Source organism: Novosphingobium sp. (genome assembly GCF_025351285.1).
In the GTDB taxonomy this organism is placed as follows: Bacteria; Pseudomonadota; Alphaproteobacteria; order Sphingomonadales; family Sphingomonadaceae; genus Novosphingobium.
The window spans coordinates 1-20,531 of sequence record NZ_JANXWG010000122.1 but is presented as its reverse complement, the minus strand read 5'-3'; the positions used below and the strand labels follow the sequence as shown (position 1 = coordinate 20,531).

Here is a 20,531-nt window from a genome sequence, read left to right as displayed (position 1 = left end):
TGGGCCATTCGGCCCGAACATCAGCTTACGCCCCGGGCCGCGCAACGCGTGGCCCGGGATCGATTGCCCCCAAACTGTCCCCACCAATTCCCTGGCGACCGTAACGGCCCGCCATCGCAGCAACGTGGTCAATTCGACATTAACCATCGCTGCGCGGTACTGCGTGCGAACAACCGCACGGCAGCACCGTTGTTCCTTGAAGTCAGACGCGCTCCTTGAGCACCTCGACCAAAGTTTCCCCCAGCAGGCTGGGCGAGGGGCTGACGGTGATACCCGCCGCTTCCATCGCCGCGATCTTGTCCTCGGCGCCACCCTGGCCGCCCGAAACGATCGCGCCCGCGTGGCCCATGCGCCGTCCCGGAGGCGCCGTGCGGCCGGCGATGAAGCCGACCATCGGCTTGACGCGGCCACGCTTGGCTTCGTCCTTGATGAACTGCGCGGCTTCTTCTTCGGCCGAACCGCCGATTTCGCCGATCATGATGATCGACTTGGTGGCTTCGTCGGCCATGAACAGTTCGAGCACGTCGATGAAGTTGGTGCCGTTGACCGGATCGCCGCCGATACCGACCGCGGTCGTCTGGCCGAGGCCCGCGTTGGAGGTCTGGAACACCGCTTCATAGGTCAGCGTGCCCGAACGCGAAACCACGCCCACCGAACCGGCCTTGAAGATCGAACCCGGCATGATGCCGATCTTGCATTCGTTGGGGGTCAGCACGCCGGGGCAGTTCGGTCCGATCAGCCGCGATTTGGTGCCCTGCAGCGCGCGCTTGACGCGCACCATGTCGAGCACCGGAATGCCCTCGGTGATCGTGACGATCAGTTCGATTCCGGCGTCGATCGCTTCAAGAATCGCGTCAGCCGCACCCGGAGGCGGGACATAGATGCACGAAGCGGTGGCGCCGGTGGCGGCCTTGGCTTCGGCCACGGTATTGAACTGCGGCAGATCGAGGTGCGTGGTGCCGCCCTTGCCCGGGGTCACGCCCGCAACCATCAGCGTGCCGTAAGCCAGCGCCGCTTCGGTGTGGAAGCTGCCGGTGGCGCCGGTCATCCCTTGCGTGATGACCTTGGTAGACTTGTTGACGAGGATCGACATCGGGGAGGAAGTCCTTGCAGTTTCAATAAAATAGCCAACCCCTCACCACTTGCGTGAGGGGCCGGGAATCACAATTCAGCCCAGGTTGCCGTCGATGCCCTTGCACGCGACGAGCAGTTCCTTGACCGCGTCGATGCTGACCTTGAGCCCGGCCTTGGCCTGGTCGGTCAGCGCGATTTCGATCACTTGTTCCACGCCGCCCGCGCCGATCACCACCGGCACGCCGACGTATAGCTGGTCGACGCCGTACTGGCCGGTGAGGTGCGCCGCGCACGGCAGCACGCGCTTCTGGTCACCCAGGTAGCTTTCGGCCATCGCGATCGCTGAAGCCGCCGGTGCGTAGAACGCCGAACCGGTCTTGAGCAGCTTGACCACTTCGCCGCCGCCGCCAGCCGTGCGCTTGACGATCGCGTCGATCTTGTCCTGCGTGGTGCGGCCCATCTTGATGAGATCCGGCACGGGAATGCCCTTGACGGTCGAATATTCGGCCACCGGCACCATCGTGTCGCCATGTCCGCCGAGCACGAAGCTGGAAACGTCGCGCACCGAAACGCCGAACTCCCACGCCAGGAACGTGCTGAACCGCGCCGAATCGAGCACGCCCGCCATGCCGCAGACCATGTTGTGCGGCAGGCCCGAATATTCGCGCAGCGCCCACACCATCGCGTCGAGCGGGTTGGTGATGCAGATCACGAACGCGCCGGGGCAATGCGCCTTGATGCCTTCGCCCACGGCCTTCATCACCCGCAAGTTGATGCCGAGCAGATCGTCGCGGCTCATGCCTTCCTTGCGCGGAACGCCCGCGGTGACGATCACCACGTCGGCGCCGGCGATATCGGCATAATCGTTGGTGCCGGTGATCTGGGCGTCAAAGCCTTCGACCGGGCCGCACTGCGACAGATCGAGCGCCTTACCCTGGGGGATGCCGTCGACCACGTCGAACAGGACGATATCGCCCAGTTCCTTTTGCGCGGCGAGGTGTGCGAGAGTTCCGCCGATGTTACCGGCGCCGATCAGCGCAATCTTCTTGCGGGCCATAGAGATTAGCTCCTTCACGAAGGTTTCGGGAGCTTGGGTGCCGATCCGACCCATGGCGCACATCCCCTCAAGCTCCGCGACGGAGAGACGCCTTGACGGCAAGTGCCCTAAGCAAGCGGGCAGGCGATTGCAACCGCCAAAAGCACGGGATGTACAAGGTATCTTTGCAACTGGTTCGCAATAGCAGGAACAGGGCTTCGGTCAGGTTGCCGCTGCGGCGGCGGGGCTTACAGCCGCCCGCGCGCGCGCCGCTTTTCGATCTCGATCGCCAGCCGCCGATCGAGCGAGCGACATACTGCCAGCCAGTGGTGAAACCCGGCTTCGTCACCCATCCGCGCGGCATCACGCGCGCTTTGCCCGGCTTGGGCAGCGGCAGACAACCCGTGGCTGGCGAACATCTTGAGCGCGGTTGCCAGCGGCACCTCGCGCGAACCCTGGCCGGCAGGATTGTCGTTCGCCGCCACCAGCCGCATCGGCCGCCGCCGCACGCCATGAAGCGCCTGGGGACCGTGGCGTGGAGAAAAATGCAGCATGGTGCCCGGTCTCGCCTTATTGAACGGTTGGCCACACCGCGAGCAATCGCTGCGTGGTCCAACCGCTCTAGGCCCATGCCTCTAACGGCAGGTTCGAGTTTAGGGTGGACGGCGCGTTAACGCTTTATCCGCGATCATCGGCAGCGGCTTGCCGGGTGAGGCAAGCGTGCGCCCTAATTGCCGGGTTGGGCGATCCAGCGGCCGCTGTTGCGGTATTCGGGCAGTGCGGTGTCGGTTGCGGCTGCCGCGGGCGTACCGGGCAAGTTGCTGGCCCGATAAAGCGCGTCGCCACCGCGCCTCTCGATCTCGGGTGCAAACTGCGACATCGCATTGCGCCGTGCCGAACCAGCCGCGGCCTGGCCGAAAGCGGCCGAGCCCGCGTCCTGCGCACCCGCCGCCGCTTGCTTCAGCGCGGCCAGTCGGCCTTCCTCGTAAGCCTTCGCCAGCGCGATCGGGTCGCTCGCCACGTCGAATTTCAGCGCTGGCCCGGCCACCGGCGCATGCGGTGCGGCAAGCGGTTCGCCACCGCGATAATTGGCGTTGAACGCCGATGGTCGCCCGGCCAGCCCCGGCCAGCGGTAGAACCGGTGCGCGCCGATGATGTCGACAAGCTGCATCGACTGGTCCCACGTGGGGTGGACCGCGCCGGTGTGGTAGTGCGTCGAAAGCCCGATCGGTGCGAACACGTTGCCGGCCAACGCATCGTTGGCCACGCGCCGCGCACGGTCCCAGAACTGCGCCATCGGCTTGCGCGCCATCGACCCGTCGCACGCGAAGCTGAACTGGCAGCCGGCGCGCTCCGAACCCTGGTACACCACGCCGCACACCGTCTTGGGGAAGGCGGGATGCGACACGCGGTTGAGCACGACTTGCGCCACCGCACGCTGCCCGGCATCGGGCTCGCTGGCGGCTTCGTAATAGATCGCCGCGGTGAGGCACTGCACCGCGCGGTAGTGATCCTCGCCGCCGCTGACGAACAGCGGCCGCGCGATCGGCACGCCTGCTCCGGCGGCCGAAAAGCCCTGCGCCAGCGGATTGACGGCAAGCTGCGCGGCCTCGTCGCCCTGCGTTGCCCAGGCCTTTTCGGCCACGCGCGGCGCGACCAGGCCGGTGTCGGCCGGATCGAGGTAGTAGAACGCCGATCCGGGGAAGCTTTGCCCGGCGCGTTCGAACGGTTCGAGGCCCGCCACATCGACTTCGGCGCGGGCCGGGGTGATCCCGGTGCTGCCCCAGCCGATCGCGCCGAGCGTGACGCCGAGCGCGCCGATCACAGCGATTCCGGCCACGCGCTGGCGCCAGCTTGTTGCGCGGGCGAGCGCCTGGAGCAAGGCAAGCGGGCGCGGACGGCTGGCCTTGGGCGCTGCGCGTTCGGCCATGACTGCGGCCTTGAGCCGGTCGAATTCGGCTTCTGCGGCGGTCGCGGCGGGAATCGGCACCGGCCCGGGCACCACAATGGTCACCGGGCGCCGCGTGCTGCGCGCCCCGGCGGGCAGGGCAATCGGGCGGTACTGGATCTCGAGCGGCATTGGGGCGGGCTAAATCCATGCTCCCGCTAGCGACAAGCGGCGGGTCTGCGATTGCGGGCTAGCGCGGCCTAAAGCCTTGCGCACCCATCGAATTGCGATCGTGCCATGGCGGCACAAATGCGGAGCCTAGCGTAAAATGCTTAACGGGCGTTTTTCACCCCGCCGCCAGCTGGCGGCAATCCGATTACGCACTTGCAACATGCACCTTTGTGCGCCTATGCGCCGCGCCGACGCCGACGGTGCCCAAATGCATTAAGCGTGCGGGCCTTTGAGGGAATTTGCGCTGCAACGCGCAAGCTGCCCCCGCAACTGTAACCGGAGAGCGGCCCGCCATGAAGCCACTGGAGCGCAAGCTCCGGGAAGGCGGCGCGGTCGCGATGACCCGGGAGCCAGGAGACCTGCCGATGGTGGTCGTTCGCTGCGTGCCGGGCGGGGTGTACCGGAGGCAGGTCGAGAAGTGCGTGCCATCAAGGCCCCGCGCGCTTCCCGCCATGGACGGCAATCCGTCCATGGGCTGGGAGCATCGACCGTGAAGACCTTGTTTACTATATCCATTTCGCTCGGCGCGCTGGCGCTGAGCGCTTCTGCACAAGCACAGCAGGCCAGCGATGATGTGGTCGTGGCCGATCGCATCGCCGATCGCTCGATCACCGTCGTCGCCACCGGCAGCGTGATCCCGGTCGACCAATCGGGCCAACCCGTCACCGTGTTCGACGCCAAGGCGATCGACGCGGTGCAGGGCGCCGATCTCTCGCGCCTGCTCGAACGCGCGCCGGGCGTGACGCTGGCGCGCAACGGCGGGATCGGCTCGACCACCAGCCTGTTCGTGCGCGGCGCCAATTCCGAACAGACGCTGGTGCTGCTCGACGGCGTGCGGCTGACCGACGTGGCCGCGCCATCGGGCGGGACCGACCTTGGCAGCATCGCGCTCGGCGCGCTGGGCAAAGTCGAACTTCTGCGCGGATCGAACAGCGTGGTATGGGGCTCGGACGCGCTCGGCGGCGTGTTGGCACTGTCCAGCCGCCAGTTCACCGGGCTGGAAGCGAGCGCCGAGGGCGGTTCGCACGGCACCTTCAACGGCGATGCCACCGCCGGGCTGGAAGGCAAGCAGGGCGCGATTTCGCTGACCGGCGGCTATACCACGACCAAGGGCATCTCCGCCGCCGCGATCGGCACCGAACCCGACGGTTATCGCCAGGCACGCGTATCGGGTACCGGGCATTTCGACCTGACCCGCGAACTCAGCGTAGTCGCCACCGCGCGCTATGCGTGGAGCCACATCGATATCGACGGCTTCCCCGCGCCCAACTACACTTTCGCCGATACCCCCGAATACCAGGTGAGCAAGCAGGCCTCGGGCCGCGCGGGCTTGCGCTATCGTGGCGCAAATCTAGACCTCGATGCGGGCTACGCACTGTCCGACACCCGCCGCACCTACTTCGACCCCACCTTCGGCAAGGCCCCCAATTACAACACCGCCGGGCGCAGCGAGCGCGCAGACCTGACCGGACGGCTGCGCTTGCCTTCAAACTTCGCGCTCGATTTCGGCGCGGACACCGAACGCACGAAGTTCTTGACCGCGTTCGACCCCGAACAGACCGCGCGGCTGACCAGCGGCCACGCGCTGCTGGGCTGGTACACCGATCGGGCCACGCTGGCGGGCGGGGTGCGGGTCGATGACCACAGCCGCTTCGGCACGCACACCACCTTCGGTGCCAACGGCAGCGTCAAGCTCACCGATCGCGTGCGGCTGACCGCCAGCTACGGCGAGGGCTTCAAGGCACCAACGCTGTATCAGTTGTACTCGGCTTACGGGAAGTTGTCGCTCCAGCCCGAAAACAGCCGCAGCTACGACGCGGGCATCGCTTATGGCACGGCCGACGGCACGTTCCACGCGGGCGTGACCGCATTCCGCCGCGACAGCCGCAACCTGATCGACTTCGTGTCGTGCGCGAAGTGCCTGTTCGGCTTCAGCTACGTCAACGTCGGCAAGGCCCGGGCCGAAGGTATCGAGGCCGAGGCCAGCTTGCGCCCGGCCGATAACTTCACCGTTTCGGCGACGTATACGCACCTCAAGGTGACCAACCAGACGCCGGGCAACGCCAATTTCGGCAAGGACCAGGCGCGTCGCCCCCGCAATGCCGTCACGCTGGTCGCCGACTGGACAAGTCCGTGGGCCGGGCTGGCACTCGGTGCGGACTTGCGGCTGGTCTCGCGCAGCTTCGATGATGCCGGCAACCGCAAGCGCGTCGATGGCTATGAACTGGCCACATTGCGCGCCAAATTGCCGCTGGGCGAGCATTACGAACTGTTCGCGCGGGTGGAAAACCTGTTCGACGCCAAGTACCAGACCGTGGCGGGTTACGGCACATATGGCCGCAGCGCCTACGCCGGCGCAAAGCTGCGCTGGTGAGGGCGGCGCGCGCGCTGACCGGCCTGGGTGCGATTGCACTCATCGCCGGCTGCGCGCGCGCACCGGTCGCGCCGGTTCCGCATCTGCACCCGCTGATCGTCAGCCTCAACCCGTGCAGCGACGCGGTGCTGGCCGAGGTAGCCGATCGTGGACAGATCGCCGCGATCTCCAGCTACAGCCAGGACCCACGTGCCACCTCGATGGATCTGCGGCTGGCGCGCAGCTTCGCGGCAACCGGGGGGACGGCCGAGGAAGTGGTCGCGCTGCATCCCGACGTGGTGATCGCGGCGAGCTTCCTGCCCGTCGCCACGCGCAGTGCGTTTGCGCGGCTGGGGCTGCGGGTGGAGACGCTGGGTATCGCCAACGGCGTGCCCGCCAGCCTGGCGCAAGTGCGGCAGATCGCCACGTGGGCCGGGCATCCCGAGCGCGGAGAAGCGCTGGTGCGACGGATCGAATTGGCGCTTGCCGCCGCCGCGCCGCCGCAGGGTTCATCGCCGATCCCGGCGGTGCTGTGGGAACAGGGCGGCATGGTGCCGGGCGCGGATACGCTGGTTTCGGACCTGCTGCGGCGCACCGGCTTTGCCAACTTCGCCGCGGAACAAGGCATGCGGCAGGCTGATCGGCTGCCGCTTGAGATGATGATCGCACAGCCGCCGCGCGTGATCCTGAGCGCCGGCGATCCGCGCGCGGACGGCGATCGCCTGTTGCAGCACCCGGCGCTGGCGGGGTTGAAGCAGACAATGCGTGCGCATTTCGATCCGGTGCTGACCTATTGCGGCGGACCGACGATTATTCGCGCAGTCGGGCGGCTGGCCGAAGTCCGGCGCAACCTGACCCCCCGCCCGCTTGCGGGAGGGGCTGGGGGTGGGCTGCGTGAAAGCGGAACGCTGCGTAACGACAGCCCACCCCTAACCCCTCCCGCAAGAGGGCGGGGGACATGATGTCGCGCCTCAACCTCTGGCTCGTTCTAGCCCTCATCATCACGGTCCCGCTCTCGCTACTGGCCGGGCGGGTGTGGCTCGATCCGCTCCATCCCGCGATCCTCGGCGCGTTGCCGATCCTGCTCGAACTCAGGCTCCCCCGCGCCGCCCTTGCGCTCATAGTCGGCGCAGGGCTTGGCGCATCCGGCGCGGCGATGCAGGGCTATCTGCGCAATCCGCTGGCCGATCCGGGGCTGTTCGGGATCGCCCCCGGCGCGGCTTTGGGTGCGGTGTGCTCGTTCTGGTTCGGCTACTCGGCCCAACCGTTCCTGCTGCCGATCTTCGCCCTCATCGGCGCCGGAAGCGCAATGGCGCTGCTCGCCTTGATCGCGGGCCGCGAGGCTTCGGTCGCGCTGTTCACGCTGGCCGGCATGATGATTGCCAGCCTCGCGGGCGCGTTGACCAGCCTGGCGATCAGCTTGGCGCCCAACCCGTTCGCGCTGTCCGAGATCGTCACCTGGCTGATGGGCGCGCTGACCGACCGCGCGTGGAGCGACGTGGGCATCGCCGCCGCCACCGTGCTGCCGGGGCTGGTGCTGCTGCGGATTGCCGCGCCCGCGCTCGATGCGTTGACATTGGGCGAGGCGGCGGCGCGCTCGCTGGGCGTGAACCCGGCGCGATTGCAGGTGCTGATCGTGCTGGGCGTGGGCGCGTGCGTCGGTGGCGGAGTGGCGGTTGCGGGCATCATCGGCTTCGTCGGGCTGATCGTGCCGCACCTGCTGCGCCGCTTCACCGATCACCGCCCCTCGGCACTGATCGTGCCGAGCGCGCTGGCGGGGGCACTGCTGCTGCTGCTGGCGGATTGCCTGTGCCGGTTGCTGCCCTTGGCGGGCGGTGAATTGCGGCTGGGCATCGCGCTGTCGCTGCTCGGCGCGCCGTTCTTCCTCGCGTTGCTGCTCAAGATGCGGCGGGAGATCGGGTGATGCTGACGGCACATGATCTGACACTGGCACGCGGCGGCCGCACCGTGTTGGACAGGATCAGCTTCGATCTGAACGCGGGCGAAATCACCGCGATCCTCGGCCCCAACGGCGCGGGCAAGTCGACCTTGCTGGCGGCGCTGGCCGGGCTGATCGTGCCCGAGACCGGGCGCGCGGCATTGGCGGGTGAGCCACTGGGCGCGATCGCGCCAACCACGCGCGCGCGCCGCATCGGCTACCTGCCGCAAGCGGGCGAGGTGGCGTGGAACCTCTCGGTTCGCGCTTTGGCCGGGCTTGGTCGCTTGCCGGGGCGCGGCAGCAGCAGCGCGGCCGAGGACGCGGCGGCGATCGGGCAGGCACTCGCCGCGATGGACCTCACCGCGTTTGCCGACCGGCCGGTCCACAGCCTGTCAGGCGGCGAGCGCGGCCGCGCGCTGCTGGCGCGGGTGCTGGCAACCGGCGCCGAATGGGTGCTGGCCGACGAGCCGCTGGCCGCGCTTGACCTGGCGCATCAACTGTCCCTGACCGCGCATTTCCGCGCGCTGGCCAGGCAGGGCAGGGGCGTTGTGCTGGTTCTCCACGACCTTGCGCTGGCGATGAACCATGCCGATCGTGTGCTGGTGCTGGGCAAAGGCTGCCTGATCGCCAATGGCCCGCCTGCCGAGGTGCTGACGCCCGCCGTGATCGCGCGGGGCTGGGGTGTGAATACCGAATGGCTCGGCAATCCGGGTGAACGCGCGCTGGTGGTGCGCGGGGGCTGACGGCGCGTTGCATCCGGACCGAACGGCACTACCCTGCCGCGATGCACACAAGAATCGAGCGATGATCACTTTCGAGGCCGAGATGATCGAATGGCGCAGACCCGCGACCTATCCGTTGGCGCCGATTCCCGAAAGCCAGGCGGGCAAAACCCGCTCCACCGCGAGTCGGGCGAACTGATGATACCGGCCAGGCCCACCGAGCCATCCAGCGCGGCGCCATGGAGCGGAATTGCCGGCCCGGTGCTGTCGTTATGGGTGCTGTGGCTGGTTCCGTCGCTCGGGCAACTGGTCAAGGTTACCGACCTTGCCGGCGCGGTTGCGCTGGCGATCGTGGCATTGGCCGGGCTCTGCCTGTTGCTGCTTGCGGCAAGGTCGCAAAGACTGCGGCCGACCAGGGCATGGTTCCTTGCCCTTTGCGCGGTGGCCGTGGCGCTGTTCGCGGTGCTATATCCGCTTGCAACGAGTGGACGGTTCGGCGGAGGATCGGATCGCGACGATGCGCTGAATGATGCGCTGCGCTCGCTGGTCGCGGGCCATTATCCCTACGCGGCGATGACGTATCTCGGCAATCCGCCGACGCCCATGCCGGGAGCGTTGCTGCTGGCCCGACCGTTCCAGTTCCTGGGCAATGCGGCGCTGCAGAACCTGTTTTGGGTTCCGGCCTTCCTGCTGTGGTGCCGCACCCACTTTCGCGAGCCTGCAACGGCCTGGATTGCCGGGCTGGTGGTGGTGGTCGTGGCGCCGCAAGCACTCGACGATTTCGTGGTGGGCGGGGATTTTCTCGTCAACGCGCTCTACGTCGCGATCGTGACTGACTGGTGCATCCGCACGCAGCGGGGCGAAAGGTCGTTGGCTCGGGCATGCAGCGCCATCCTGCTTGCCGTCGCCGTATCGTCACGGCCGATCTACGCGGTGTCGCTGGTCATCGTGGCCGGGCACGTGTGGCAGGTTCATGGCGCGGCACGGTGCCTGCGGCTGTCTGCGGTGTGCGGCGTGGTGGTCCTTGCCCTGAACCTGCCGTTTTATCTTCATGACCCGACCCGGTTCCCGACCGCGCACGTGCTCGGCAAGCTCGATGCGCAGCCCGGCGCGGCGCTGGTCAAGATCATGCTGCCCGCGCTGGGCCTGGCCGTTGCAGCGCTGGCATCCCGCTGGCGCCTTGCCGCCGAGCGGCCGCTTGACCTGCTGGCGCTGTCGCTGGCGGTGATGCTGTACCCGCCGTTCCTGATCGAGGCGCTGGGCGGCGTGCCGTTGCGGACGTGGATGTGGACTGCTTCGTTCAGCCTGCCAGTGACCGTACTCGGCACACTGGCAGTGCTGCATCGGTTCGAGCGTCAGCTATCCTCGCGCATCAGCCCCGCCGCTTCGTGGCGGCCTTCTTGACCGGCGCAGCCTTCGCCGGTTCCGCCACCAGCCCGCGCGCTTCCAGCATCGGGCCGACTTGCGGATCGTGCCCGGTGAAGTTGCGGAACATCACTGCATAGTCCTGGCTGTGGCCCTTGCTCAGGATCATGTCGCGGAAGCGCTGGCCGTTGGCGCGGGTCAACCCGCCGTGGGTTTCGAACCAGTGGAACGCGTCGTGATCGAGCATTTCGGTCCACGAATAGGCATAGTACCCGGCCGCGTAGCCGTTGCCCCAGATGTGGCGGAAATAGCTGCTGCGGTAGCGCGGGGGCACGTGCGCGGTATCCAGCCCGGTTTCGGCAAGCGCCTTGGCTTCGAACGCATCGACATCGGGACGTGCCGATCCCACCGGAAGCGCGTGCCACTTGAGATCGAGCAATGCGGCCGCGGTCGATTCGCCTAGCGCATAGGCCTGGTCGAACTTGCGCGCGGCCTTGATCTTGGCGACGAGCGCGGCGGGCATTGGCGCGCCGGTCTGGTAATGCCTGGCATAGTGCGCGAAGACCTTGGGGTCCGACGCCCAGTTCTCGTTGAACTGGCTGGGAAATTCGACGAAATCGCGCGCGGTTGAAGTGCCCGAGATCGACGGATAGCGCCCGTTCGACAGCATGCCGTGCAGCGCGTGGCCGAATTCGTGGAACATGGTGTTCACGTCATCGGCAGTGACCAGCGCGGGTTGGCCGGGGGCGGGCTTGGTGAAATTCTCGACGTTGTAGACCACCGGCTTCAGGCCCAGCAGGGTAGACTGGTTGACGAAGTTGCTCATCCACGCGCCGCCAGACTTGTTGTCGCGCTTCCACGGATCGAAGTAGAACAATGCCAGCGACGAACCGTCCTTGTCCGAGACTTCGTAGACGCTGACGTCGGCCTGATAGACCGGAATATCGGTGCGCTTCTTGAAGGTCAGCCCGTAAAGCTGGTTGGCGGCATAGAACACGCCGTCCTCGAGCACACGGTGGATTTCGAAGTAGGGCTTCACCTGGCTTTCGTCGATGTCGTACTTCGCCTTGCGCAGTTTTTCTGCGTAGAACGGCCAATCGGCGGGGGTGACCGCGAAGTTGCCGCCGCTCTGCTTGATCAGCGCATCGAGTTCGGCGGCTTCCTGCTTCTGCGCCACCGCCAGCGGGCCGACCAGCTTGCCGATGAACGCCAGCGCGGTCTGCGGGTTCTTCGCCATCTGGTCGTACATCGTCAGCGTGGCGAAGCTGGGCGCGCCAAGCAATTTCGCCTGTTCGGCGCGCAGTTCGGAGATCTGCTGGATCAGCGCGCGGGTGTCGTTGGCGTCACCGCGTTCGGAGCGGTTGAGGCTGCGTTCAAGCAGCGCTTCGCGGGTCGCGCGGTTGGTCAGCTTGACTGCCAACGGCTGCTGCGTGGTGTTCTGCATCGACAGCACGTAGGAACCGGCGGGCAGCTTGCGCGCTTCGGCATCCTTGGCGGCCGCGGCCAGATCGGCATCGGTCAGCCCGGCCAGCGCGGCCTTGTCGGTGGTGACGAACGCGCCGTCCCTGGTGCCCGCGGTCAGCTTCTGGCCGAACGCCGTGCCCAGCGACGACAGCTTGCCGTTGATTTCCTTGAGCCGCGTCTTGTCGGCATCGGACAGCAGCGCACCGTTGTGGACCATGCGGTCGTACGTCAGCGTCAGGACCTGCGTCTGGTCGGCGGTGAGGCCAAGCGCCGCGCGCCGATCGTGGAGCGACTTGACCCGCGCGAACAGCTTGGGGTCGAGATCGATCGCATCGCGCAACGCGGCCAGCTTGGGCGAGATGACGGTATCGATCGCGTCGAGCTTGTCGTTGGTGTTGGCGCCGGTCAGCGCGCTGAACACCGAATAGCTGCGGTCGAGCATCTGGGCCGACCGTTCGAGCGCCTCGATGGTGTTGGCGAACGTGGGCGCCTCTGTGCTGTCGGCGATGGCGCGCACTTCGGCCTGCGTGATGGAGATGCCCTGTTCGATCGCGGGCTGGAAATCCTCGTCATGGATCTTGGTGAAATCGGGCGCGTGGAACGGCAGCGTCGACGGCTGCGCGAACACGCCGGTGCCGGCGGGGACTTGCGCGAAAGCGGGCGAAGAAACCCCGGCGAGCATCAGCGCGGCGATCGACAGGCGGGTGATGGGCGTCATGACGTTTTTTTCCGAATTCTGGTTTGAAATGGCAAATTCTGGTTTGAAATCAATATCCCGGCGGTTGTGGCCGCCGGGACATGAATGGGCTCGGAAGGCTTGCCGCCTTACCAGATCCGCGCGCGCTGTTCGGGCGGGATATACATTGCATCGCCCGGCTTCACGTTGAACGCGGCGTACCACGCATCGACGTTGCGCAAGGGCCCCAGGATGCGGAAGCGGTCGGGCGTATGTTCGTTGCTGGTGGCCTGGCTTTTCATGGCTTCGTCGCGCGATTTGGAGCGCCAGACTTGTGCCCAGCCGAGGAAAAAGCGCTGGTCTCCGGTAAGTCCTTCGATGACCGGAGCGGGCTTGCCGCCCAGCGACTTGTGATAGGCATCGAGCGCCACCAGCACGCCGGCGTAATCGGCAATATTCTCGCCCATCGTCAGCGTGGGATTGACGAACGTGCCCGGCACCACCTCGAACTTGGCGTATTGGTCGCCAAACACCTTGGCGCCGGCTTCGAAGCGCGCGACATCGGCCTTGCTCCACCAGTCATTCTGGGCGCCGCTGGCGTCGACCTTGCGGCCCTGGTCGTCGAACCCGTGGCTGATTTCGTGCCCGATGACCGCGCCAATCGCCCCGTAATTCACCGCATCATCGGCACTGAGCCCGAAGAACGGCTGCTGGAGAATGGCGGCCGGAAACACGATCTTGTTTTCGAAGAAGCCGTTGTAGGCGTTGACCGTCTGCGGGTTCATTCCCCATTCGGTTCGATCAAGCGGCTTGCCCAGTTTCGACACTTCGTAAGCCCGGTTGAACGCCGATGCGCGCACGACGTTGCCGTAGAGATCGCCCGCGTCGATGCGCAAAGCGTCCCAATCGCGCCATTTGTCGGGATATCCGACCATCACGTCCATCCGTGCCAGCTTGGCCAATGCCGCTTCGCGCGTCGGCTGGCTCATCCACGGGTTTGATTTGATGCGATTGGCCATGGCCGCTTTGAGGTTGCCGACCAGCACGACCATCCGCGCCTTGGCTTCGGCCGGGAAGTTCTGCGCGACGTAATCCTTGCCGACCAGTTCGCCGAGTTGCTGGTCGACCAGCCCCACGCCGCGCTTCCAGCGCGGGGTAATCGTGCTGACACCTACCAGCGACTTGATGAATTCGAAGCGGCTGTCGACGAAGGCCTTGGGCAGGAAGCGCGCGGCCTGATCGGTGACATGGAAGGCTTCCCAGGCCTTGAGCGTGGACAGCGGGGTATCGGCGTAAAGCTTCGCCAGATCGCGCACCGCCGATTTTTCGCCGACGATCAGCCGCGCAGGAGCCTGCACGCCCACGCCATCGAACCACGCCGACCAGTCGATCCCGGGTGCGAAGCCGGCAAGCTCGGTCGCGCTCATCGGGTTGATCGACTTGTCGATATCTCGGCGATCGGCAGCAGACCAACTGACCGTGGCAGCGGCGGTTTCAAACGCCATCACCGCACGCGCAGAACCCGCCGGATCAGGCTCACCGATCAGCGCAAAAGTGCGTTCGATATACGCCTGATAGGCATCGCGCTGCTTCTTGAAGGTGTCCTTGAGGTAATAGTCACGTTCGGGCAGGCCCAGCCCGGCCTGGCCTATGCCAAGGACGGTGCGGGTGGGGAAGTTGGGATCGGCCGAGATATCTGCGCTGACCAGCGACATACCGAAGGTTCCGGTGCTTCGCCCCATGAAGCGCGAAAACGCAGCCTTGTCGGCAAGCGCGTGCACCACCGCGATATCCTGGAGCAACGGAGCCGCGCCGAGCTGTTCGATCCGGCCTTCATCCATGAAGCTGTGGTAAAGCGCGCCGTACCTGGACCCCGCAGGCGCGGCGGTAATCAGCGTACGCAATTGCTTCTGCGTGACTTCCGCCACAACGTCGAACCCGTTGATGATGGCCTTATCCGCCGGAATCACGGTAACCGCCTGCCACGTGCCGTTGGCGTATTTGTCGAAATCGTCGCCCGGTTTGACCTTGGTGTCACGCGCCGAAAGCGCCAGCCCGGTAGCGCCGTACGCCGGCGGCGGAGTGTCTGCGAGTTCTTGCGGCACAACCGTTTCGGCTTGCGCCGCGCCTGCGACGAATGCGGTGAGGGGGGCCAGTGCAAGCGCGACGCTGGCACGGAAAGTTGCTTTCAGATGAAACTGCATACGCGGTGTCATATCGGATCGGCTGGCCAAGACAAGGTCCACAAAAACCATTATCGACCAACGACGGGCCGGGTCTGCGAACGACATGCGATGAGTGCTGGCGCTGGCCGGCTTACCCGGCGCGCAGTTCAGGCGGCGTGCTGCGATTCGCCCAGGGCAGCCGCAAAATGGCTCATGAAATTGCGCGCAAAGGTATCGCGGGTGTTGAGCGGGATGGCATCGTGCGGATTGACGCAAGTGCCGTCGAGGCTGCAGAACAGGCTTGGGCGTTCATCCGTTGCAGTAACCGGTGCAGCACCGCCGGGCGCAGCCGCACCTGCCTGGGCACCGCCGACCAGAAGCGCTTCATTGCTTTGCGAGACCACGTCCTTCATCACTTCACTTCCTAGATCAACCGTTGCGGCTCTCTGTCATGCTTTACGAAGCGTTGCTTGTATCGACGCGACAGCCCTTAAACATTTCGGCCACGACAGTTTTCGCATTCCACTTCCCGCATAACGCCCGTAAAAGGCCATCGTGCGCACGAACAGGGGCCTCTCCCGCCGGTTCATGGTTAAGTGCGGCTTCAGAATTACACCGAATTGGTGGGAAGGGTAGTCCAAATCGGTAGCTTGCTCGATCTCGACCGAATTTTCGGCATGACCGATGCAACAAGATCACAGGTACCGTTTACGGCAGCAAAAGCTGGCGTTCTTCACGGGAACCGGGCTGCGGAGGCCGGGTTTCGGGATAGCAGGGGATTACCATGAACGCGCAGGCGAACGACAAGTCGAGCGAAAAGGCCCCTTTGGGTGGGCACCACGAAGTGCACTACGTCACGCGCACCGGCTGGCTGCGTGCGGCGGTGCTGGGCGCCAATGACGGGTTGTTGTCGACCGGTAGCCTGATGGCGGGCGTGGCGGCGGCGTCGGTCGCGCCGGGGCAACTGGTGCTGACCGGCGTGGCCGGGATCGTTGCGGGCGCGCTGTCGATGGCGGCGGGCGAATATGTCTCGGTCAGCAGCCAGGCCGATTCCGAAAAGGCCGATCTGGTCCGCGAAGCCACGGCCTTGCGCGAACACCCCAGGCAGGAACTGCACGAGCTGGCCGCGATCTACCGTGCCCGCGGGCTGGATGCGGATCTGGCGCAGCAAGTCGCCATCCAGCTCCACGACACCGATCCGCTAGACGCGCACAAGCGCGACGAACTGGGGCTTCACGAAGGCAACGAGGCCAAACCGGTCCAGGCCGCGTTGGCCTCGGCACTGACATTTCTGGCAGGCGGGGTGGTGCCGCTGATCATGGCGCTGCTGCTGCCCGGCCCGAACGTGCTTTACGCGATCGGCGTGGCGACAGTGATCACGCTGGCCGTGCTGGGCGCCGCGGGTGCGCGCGCGGGCGGTGCGAAGATGTTGCCCGCCACAATCCGGGTGGTGGTGCTGGGCAGCCTGGCGATGGCGTTGACTGCGGGCGTGGGCACGCTGTTCCACGCCACGATCTAAGGTGACAAATCGGTCAGGCTGCGGGGCGAAGCCTTGCAGCCGGGCGACGGGCCGGGCGCGCGGCGCGCAAATTGTGCGCGATATCGCTTTCGATATTCATCAGGATTGTCGAACCCGCGATCACCAGCATCACCGCCTGCACGAAGCCCGACCAATGGTCAGGATGCAGCGAACCTGCGGCCATTGCGCAAAGCGCATAGACCAAACCGGTAATCCAGATCATCCGACCCATAGTGACGTGACCCATATTCGTGGACCCTCAGGCATTTCAATGCTTCTAAGCGCCTGATGTTCCGAATACCTCTCTGTGCCAATACGTACTTATCCGGAGGGTGGCCGGCGGATCGGCCGAACGATGTCAACTTATGCGCCGTTTCAGTTTCCGCAGGCGTCATAATCGCCCGCGCGGCACGCGGCGACCGCGCGGCGCCACTCTGCCATGCGGCGTTCGTATTTCGCGCGATCGCGGGCATAGCGTTGCGAGGCCGGCGCATAGTCCGCCTCGGGAACGTAGCGCACGGTCTGGTCCGATCCACCGCGATCCGCGGTTCGGGATTGGCGATAAGCCTCCCACCCGCCTGAATAGCGTGCATCGCGGTCGCGGGTACTGGCCAGTTCGTTCAGGTTGAGCTGGCGGACCATCGCATGATCGCGCGCCCGCGCCGCCGCGCTGCGCATCGTGGGATCATTCGGATCATCGGCCCGCGCCACTGTCGGCACCAATGCGCCCGGTACCAATGCGACAACCAGCGTGGCGTTCAAAATGGTCTTGACCCTCATGCTGCCGCCCCCGTCCCGCGTTATCGGCCAGAGGCTATCGGCATCAGGGTTAAGACTTCAATTACAATGCGATGAGCCGAATGCGGCTGGTCGCGCAATCAGCCCGGCCGGGCGCGCCTTCAGCCCACCAAACCGCTCTCGACCCAGGTCACCACCGCCAGAATCGCGCCGCTGCTGGCGATGAGCAGGCCGAATTCCATCCATTTGTGCCGATCCCCGCCGACGCGTGTTCCGGTGTTGGTGCCAGTTCTGGGTCGCATGGCTTGTCTCCTCGCATCCGGCCCCGATCCCGTGCCGCTGCTCCAGCCAAAGACGACGAAGCCCCGCGCTTTTCCAGACATACATGGTCACAAAATGTCGCCGGTCCGCGACGATACTTGCAAGCTGAAAGCGCAAGTGTTCGATCGCGCCTGGACGCAGTGCCAGGCGGGCGCCTAAGCCCTTGGTCTGGCTATCAGGGCGGCAGGCGGGCAGTGGGCGTCAAGACATATTACCAAGCGCCGATCGCGCAGTTCTGCGCCGAGGATGGCGACCGCATTCTCGGCCTGCTCGCCAGCCAGCATCACCACGATCTCGACATCCAGCAACGCTTCGCCTGGGTCGAGCAAACGCGGATATTGCAAGCGGCGCTGGCCGGACTCGCCGGCGAAATCTTGCTCGAATGCTACATCCCGCGCATGGGCAAGCGCGCCGATGCGGTGGTGCTGGTGGGCGACAACTTGCTGGTGCTCGAATTCAAGGTCGGCGCGCGCGACCATGGCAAGGACGCGCTGCTGCAAGTCGAGGACTACGCGCTCGATCTCAAGAACTTCCACGAGGGCAGCCATCACGCCAACGTGGTGCCGATCGTGGTGGCGACGCTCGCGCCAGCCGTGCCGTTCCAGATCCCGCTGTTTGCCGACGACATGGTGGCCACGCCGCTCCGTGCCAACGCGCAGGACTTGGGCCAGATGATCCACCTGCTGGTCCGCCGCCATTCGTTTGCGCCGCTCGATCACGCCGCATGGGGTGCAGCGGGCTACAAGCCCACGCCCACGATCGTCGAAGCCGCGCAGACGCTGTATCGCACGCACAGCGTCGAGGACATCGCTCGATCCGACGCCAGCGCCAGGAACCTCCAGGAAACCAGCGACAGCGTCAGCGCGGTGATCGATGCCGCCCGCGCCAACGGCCGCAAAGCCATCTGCTTCGTCACCGGCGTTCCCGGATCGGGCAAGACGCTGGCCGGGCTCAACATCGCCACCCGCCGGTCTGACGAACACAGCGACGAACACGCGGTGTTCCTTTCAGGCAACGGCCCGCTGGTCGACGTGTTGCGCGAGGCACTGGCGCGCGACAAATCCGCCCGCGAGGCCATTTCCAAAGCCGCCGCTGCCCGCCAAGTGCGCAGCTTCATCCAGAACATCCACCACTTCCGCGATCACTATGTCGGCAACCACGACGTGCCGATCGAAAAGGTCGTGGTGTTCGACGAAGCCCAACGCGCCTGGACCCGCGCCCAAGCCTCGGCCTTCATGCAGCGCAAGCGCGGCCAGGCCGATTTCGACATGTCCGAGCCCGAATTCCTGATCAGCGTGATGGACCGCCATCCCGATTGGTGCGTGATCGTGTGCCTGATCGGTGGCGGGCAGGAGATCAACACCGGCGAGGCGGGCATCTCCGAATGGATCAACGCGCTGGAGGCGCGCTTCCCCGATTGGCGGGTGCACGTGTCACCGCGGATCACCTTGCCCGAATACGGCGCAAACTTGCGGGTTGCGGATTTCCTCGCCTCGCCGCGCGTCCAGCAGGACGAACACTTGCACCTGTCGGTCTCGATGCGTTCATTCCGCGCCGAGGCCCTCTCGGTTTTCATCGGCCACATGGTGGACGGTGACGCCCAAGCCGCCCGCGCAGTCTTCGACAGCATCCGCGAGACTTATCCAATCGTCCTCACCCGCGATCTAGCCGCCGCGCGCGCCTGGCTGCGTCACAAGGCGCGCGGCACGGAACGCTTCGGCCTGATCGCCTCATCGGGCGCGCAACGCCTCCGCCCGCTCGGCATCCACATCAAGGCCGCGGTCGACCCGCCCAACTGGTTCCTCAACCCCGCCACCGACATCCGCTCGGCCTATTTCATGGAGGAAGTCGCCAGCGAATTCGACGTGCAGGGGCTCGAACTCGATTGGGCCGGCGTGGTGTGGGACGGCGATTTCCACCACGATGGCGCCAGGGATCGGGGCGGCTGGGTCCACCAGTCGTTCAAGGGCAGCAAATGGCAGCAGGTCAACGATCCCACCCGCCGCCTGTACCTGAAAAACGCCTACCGCGTGATTTTGACGCGCGCGCGGCAAGGCATGGTGATCGTCGTGCCCGAAGGCGATGCCGGCGACTGGACGCGCCCGGCGCGGTTCTACGAAGGGACGTTCGATTTCCTGCAACGCTGCGGGCTGGCGACCCTTGATCAATGACGGCGCGATATTGGTTTGCATTGGCTCGCATGCGAATGATTGTTCCGCCAGGCTGCCATTGAGGCTGGCGCAAATCACCCGCGCGTTGCACCGTGGTACTATGCGCATCAAATCCATCGCTTCGCACCTCAAGCCATACCGCATGGTGGCTAACCGCAAAACGACGATCAACCACATGTTCGCAGCGGCGATCGCACCCCACGATGCTTATGACGAGGCCAGGGTCAGGGAAGCTGTTTCCCTGCTCGGCAATGATCCAGATGGTGACCTCGCCTGTGCCTATTGTAGCCAGCCCGCCGAAACGTGGGATCACATCCATGCAACCGTAAAAGACAGCGCGTTCAGTGGACATGGCCATCGACTTGGCAACCTCTTGCCTTGCTGCAAAGCATGCAATTCGAAGAAGGGCAACAAACCATGGCAGGTTCATCTGAAGACCTTGGGGCTCGGCACTCAAGAGCAAGATCGTCGCGAAAGCTTGATATCGGGCTACATCGCTGCCTATGCGGCAATCGACAGCAGCGCGGACACCACGCCTGATCGTCAGCGCCTTGATGCGATCCGTGCTCAGATTCTGAGTCTGATGGCTGACGCTGACAAAATCGCGGACCGCGTTCGAGCGCAAGCAACATCTGCCGATTGATATCCCCACAAATGTCCATATCTTCCGACCGCCGCAATCATGCGATGGCATTCCGCGGACACCTATTGCCTCTCCCGAACAAATATGGAACATCGCGCGACATGAGTCTCACGCATATAACGGTTCGCGGCGCGCGCGAGCATAACCTCAAGGGGTTTGATGTCAGCCTGCCGCGCGATCAGTTGATCGTGATCACCGGGCTGTCGGGCAGCGGCAAATCCAGCCT

At 65.6% G+C, this 20,531-nt stretch carries 18 protein-coding genes and 1 riboswitch; of the genes, 8 read left to right on the top strand and 10 right to left on the bottom strand.

Features of this window, described 5'->3' with window-relative positions; genetic code table 11:
* Positions 1–202: 202 nt before the first annotated feature.
* From sucD to Q0R16_RS15035, 4 genes are all read right to left on the bottom strand, one after another.
* Complete coding sequence (gene sucD, locus Q0R16_RS15050) at positions 203–1,093, bottom strand: succinate--CoA ligase subunit alpha (RefSeq protein ID WP_295637811.1); 891 nt, start codon at positions 1,091–1,093, stop codon at positions 203–205.
* 75 nt (positions 1,094–1,168) lie between these two features.
* On the bottom strand, positions 1,169–2,131 hold the full coding sequence (gene mdh / locus Q0R16_RS15045) for a malate dehydrogenase (RefSeq protein WP_295637809.1): 963 nt from the start codon (positions 2,129–2,131) through the stop codon (positions 1,169–1,171).
* Positions 2,132–2,358: 227 nt separating this feature from the next.
* The gene (locus Q0R16_RS15040; RefSeq protein ID WP_295637806.1) at positions 2,359–2,664 is read right to left on the bottom strand and encodes a hypothetical protein; all 306 of its coding nucleotides are present in this window, start codon (positions 2,662–2,664) and stop codon (positions 2,359–2,361) included.
* A gap of 173 nt (positions 2,665–2,837) precedes the next feature.
* Positions 2,838–4,190 carry a cell wall hydrolase gene (locus Q0R16_RS15035; protein WP_295637803.1) on the bottom strand — a complete coding sequence of 451 codons (1,353 nt, stop codon included), beginning with the start codon at positions 4,188–4,190 and terminating at the stop codon, positions 2,838–2,840.
* Positions 4,191–4,410: 220 nt separating this feature from the next.
* Positions 4,411–4,611, top strand: a riboswitch (cobalamin riboswitch).
* Between the two features lie 108 nt (positions 4,612–4,719).
* Here Q0R16_RS15035 and Q0R16_RS15030 point away from each other — a divergent pair.
* The 5 genes from Q0R16_RS15030 to Q0R16_RS15010 all read left to right on the top strand — a co-directional run bounded on the left by Q0R16_RS15030 (position 4,720) and on the right by Q0R16_RS15010 (position 10,647).
* A complete protein-coding gene (locus tag Q0R16_RS15030) occupies positions 4,720–6,603 on the top strand; it encodes a TonB-dependent receptor (protein WP_295637800.1) in 1,884 nt (627 codons plus the stop codon).
* A complete protein-coding gene (locus tag Q0R16_RS15025) occupies positions 6,600–7,544 on the top strand; it encodes an ABC transporter substrate-binding protein (protein WP_295637797.1) in 945 nt (314 codons plus the stop codon). Before Q0R16_RS15030 ends, Q0R16_RS15025 begins: the two co-directional genes overlap by 4 nt.
* On the top strand, positions 7,541–8,506 hold the full coding sequence (locus Q0R16_RS15020; RefSeq protein ID WP_295637793.1) for an iron ABC transporter permease: 966 nt from the start codon (positions 7,541–7,543) through the stop codon (positions 8,504–8,506). The genes Q0R16_RS15025 and Q0R16_RS15020 overlap by 4 nt, the downstream gene beginning before the upstream one ends.
* Complete coding sequence (locus Q0R16_RS15015; protein ID WP_295637790.1) at positions 8,506–9,264, top strand: ABC transporter ATP-binding protein; 759 nt, start codon at positions 8,506–8,508, stop codon at positions 9,262–9,264. Before Q0R16_RS15020 ends, Q0R16_RS15015 begins: the two co-directional genes overlap by 1 nt.
* A 177-nt stretch (positions 9,265–9,441) precedes the next feature.
* On the top strand, positions 9,442–10,647 hold the full coding sequence (locus Q0R16_RS15010; RefSeq protein WP_295637787.1) for a hypothetical protein: 1,206 nt from the start codon (positions 9,442–9,444) through the stop codon (positions 10,645–10,647).
* On the opposite strand, the gene Q0R16_RS15005 is transcribed toward Q0R16_RS15010, so the two are convergent.
* The 3 genes from Q0R16_RS15005 to Q0R16_RS14995 form a co-directional block, all read right to left on the bottom strand.
* Positions 10,616–12,790, bottom strand: a complete 2,175-nt coding sequence (locus Q0R16_RS15005) for a M3 family metallopeptidase (RefSeq protein WP_295637784.1) — start codon at positions 12,788–12,790, stop codon at positions 10,616–10,618. The two genes, Q0R16_RS15010 and Q0R16_RS15005, sit on opposite strands and share 32 nt — an antisense overlap.
* Before the next feature lie 107 nt (positions 12,791–12,897).
* A complete protein-coding gene (locus tag Q0R16_RS15000; RefSeq protein WP_295637781.1) occupies positions 12,898–14,964 on the bottom strand; it encodes a M13 family metallopeptidase in 2,067 nt (688 codons plus the stop codon).
* Between the two features lie 116 nt (positions 14,965–15,080).
* Positions 15,081–15,326 (bottom strand): hypothetical protein, encoded by a 246-nt coding sequence (locus Q0R16_RS14995; RefSeq protein WP_295637778.1) that lies wholly within the window; start codon positions 15,324–15,326, stop codon positions 15,081–15,083.
* Positions 15,327–15,697: 371 nt separating this feature from the next.
* Here Q0R16_RS14995 and Q0R16_RS14990 point away from each other — a divergent pair, with 371 nt between their 5' ends.
* Complete coding sequence (locus tag Q0R16_RS14990) at positions 15,698–16,432, top strand: VIT family protein (protein ID WP_295637775.1); 735 nt, start codon at positions 15,698–15,700, stop codon at positions 16,430–16,432.
* Positions 16,433–16,445: 13 nt separating this feature from the next.
* Here the strand turns inward: Q0R16_RS14990 and Q0R16_RS14985 are convergent, their stop codons facing one another.
* The 3 genes from Q0R16_RS14985 to Q0R16_RS14975 form a co-directional block, all read right to left on the bottom strand.
* Positions 16,446–16,679, bottom strand: coding sequence for a hypothetical protein (locus tag Q0R16_RS14985; RefSeq protein WP_295637772.1), 234 nt, complete (start codon positions 16,677–16,679; stop codon positions 16,446–16,448).
* A 128-nt stretch (positions 16,680–16,807) separates the two neighbouring features.
* On the bottom strand, positions 16,808–17,212 hold the full coding sequence (locus Q0R16_RS14980) for a hypothetical protein (protein ID WP_295637769.1): 405 nt from the start codon (positions 17,210–17,212) through the stop codon (positions 16,808–16,810).
* 119 nt (positions 17,213–17,331) lie between these two features.
* Entirely contained in the window at positions 17,332–17,472 is a 141-nt protein-coding gene (locus Q0R16_RS14975; RefSeq protein ID WP_295637767.1) for a hypothetical protein, read from the bottom strand.
* Between the two features lie 213 nt (positions 17,473–17,685).
* Here Q0R16_RS14975 and Q0R16_RS14970 point away from each other — a divergent pair, with 213 nt between their 5' ends.
* Both Q0R16_RS14970 and Q0R16_RS14965 read left to right on the top strand, forming a co-directional pair.
* Complete coding sequence (locus tag Q0R16_RS14970; RefSeq protein ID WP_295637764.1) at positions 17,686–19,662, top strand: DUF2075 domain-containing protein; 1,977 nt, start codon at positions 17,686–17,688, stop codon at positions 19,660–19,662.
* The gene (locus tag Q0R16_RS14965) at positions 19,652–20,305 is read left to right on the top strand and encodes a hypothetical protein (RefSeq protein WP_295637761.1); all 654 of its coding nucleotides are present in this window, start codon (positions 19,652–19,654) and stop codon (positions 20,303–20,305) included. The genes Q0R16_RS14970 and Q0R16_RS14965 overlap by 11 nt, the downstream gene beginning before the upstream one ends.
* Positions 20,306–20,531 lie beyond the last annotated feature (226 nt).

Coding starts and splice junctions, on each gene's coding strand:
- sucD (WP_295637811.1), bottom strand. CDS start 1,093: ATGTCGATCCTCGTCAACAAGTCTACCAAGGTCATCACGCAAGGGATG.
- mdh (WP_295637809.1), bottom strand. CDS start 2,131: ATGGCCCGCAAGAAGATTGCGCTGATCGGCGCCGGTAACATCGGCGGA.
- Q0R16_RS15040 (WP_295637806.1), bottom strand. CDS start 2,664: ATGCTGCATTTTTCTCCACGCCACGGTCCCCAGGCGCTTCATGGCGTG.
- Q0R16_RS15035 (WP_295637803.1), bottom strand. CDS start 4,190: ATGCCGCTCGAGATCCAGTACCGCCCGATTGCCCTGCCCGCCGGGGCG.
- Q0R16_RS15020 (WP_295637793.1), top strand. CDS start 7,541: ATGATGTCGCGCCTCAACCTCTGGCTCGTTCTAGCCCTCATCATCACG.
- Q0R16_RS15015 (WP_295637790.1), top strand. CDS start 8,506: ATGCTGACGGCACATGATCTGACACTGGCACGCGGCGGCCGCACCGTG.
- Q0R16_RS15010 (WP_295637787.1), top strand. CDS start 9,442: ATGATACCGGCCAGGCCCACCGAGCCATCCAGCGCGGCGCCATGGAGC.
- Q0R16_RS15005 (WP_295637784.1), bottom strand. CDS start 12,790: ATGACGCCCATCACCCGCCTGTCGATCGCCGCGCTGATGCTCGCCGGG.
- Q0R16_RS15000 (WP_295637781.1), bottom strand. CDS start 14,964: ATGACACCGCGTATGCAGTTTCATCTGAAAGCAACTTTCCGTGCCAGC.
- Q0R16_RS14995 (WP_295637778.1), bottom strand. CDS start 15,326: ATGAAGGACGTGGTCTCGCAAAGCAATGAAGCGCTTCTGGTCGGCGGT.
- Q0R16_RS14990 (WP_295637775.1), top strand. CDS start 15,698: ATGAACGCGCAGGCGAACGACAAGTCGAGCGAAAAGGCCCCTTTGGGT.
- Q0R16_RS14985 (WP_295637772.1), bottom strand. CDS start 16,679: ATGGGTCACGTCACTATGGGTCGGATGATCTGGATTACCGGTTTGGTC.
- Q0R16_RS14980 (WP_295637769.1), bottom strand. CDS start 17,212: ATGAGGGTCAAGACCATTTTGAACGCCACGCTGGTTGTCGCATTGGTA.
- Q0R16_RS14975 (WP_295637767.1), bottom strand. CDS start 17,472: ATGCGACCCAGAACTGGCACCAACACCGGAACACGCGTCGGCGGGGAT.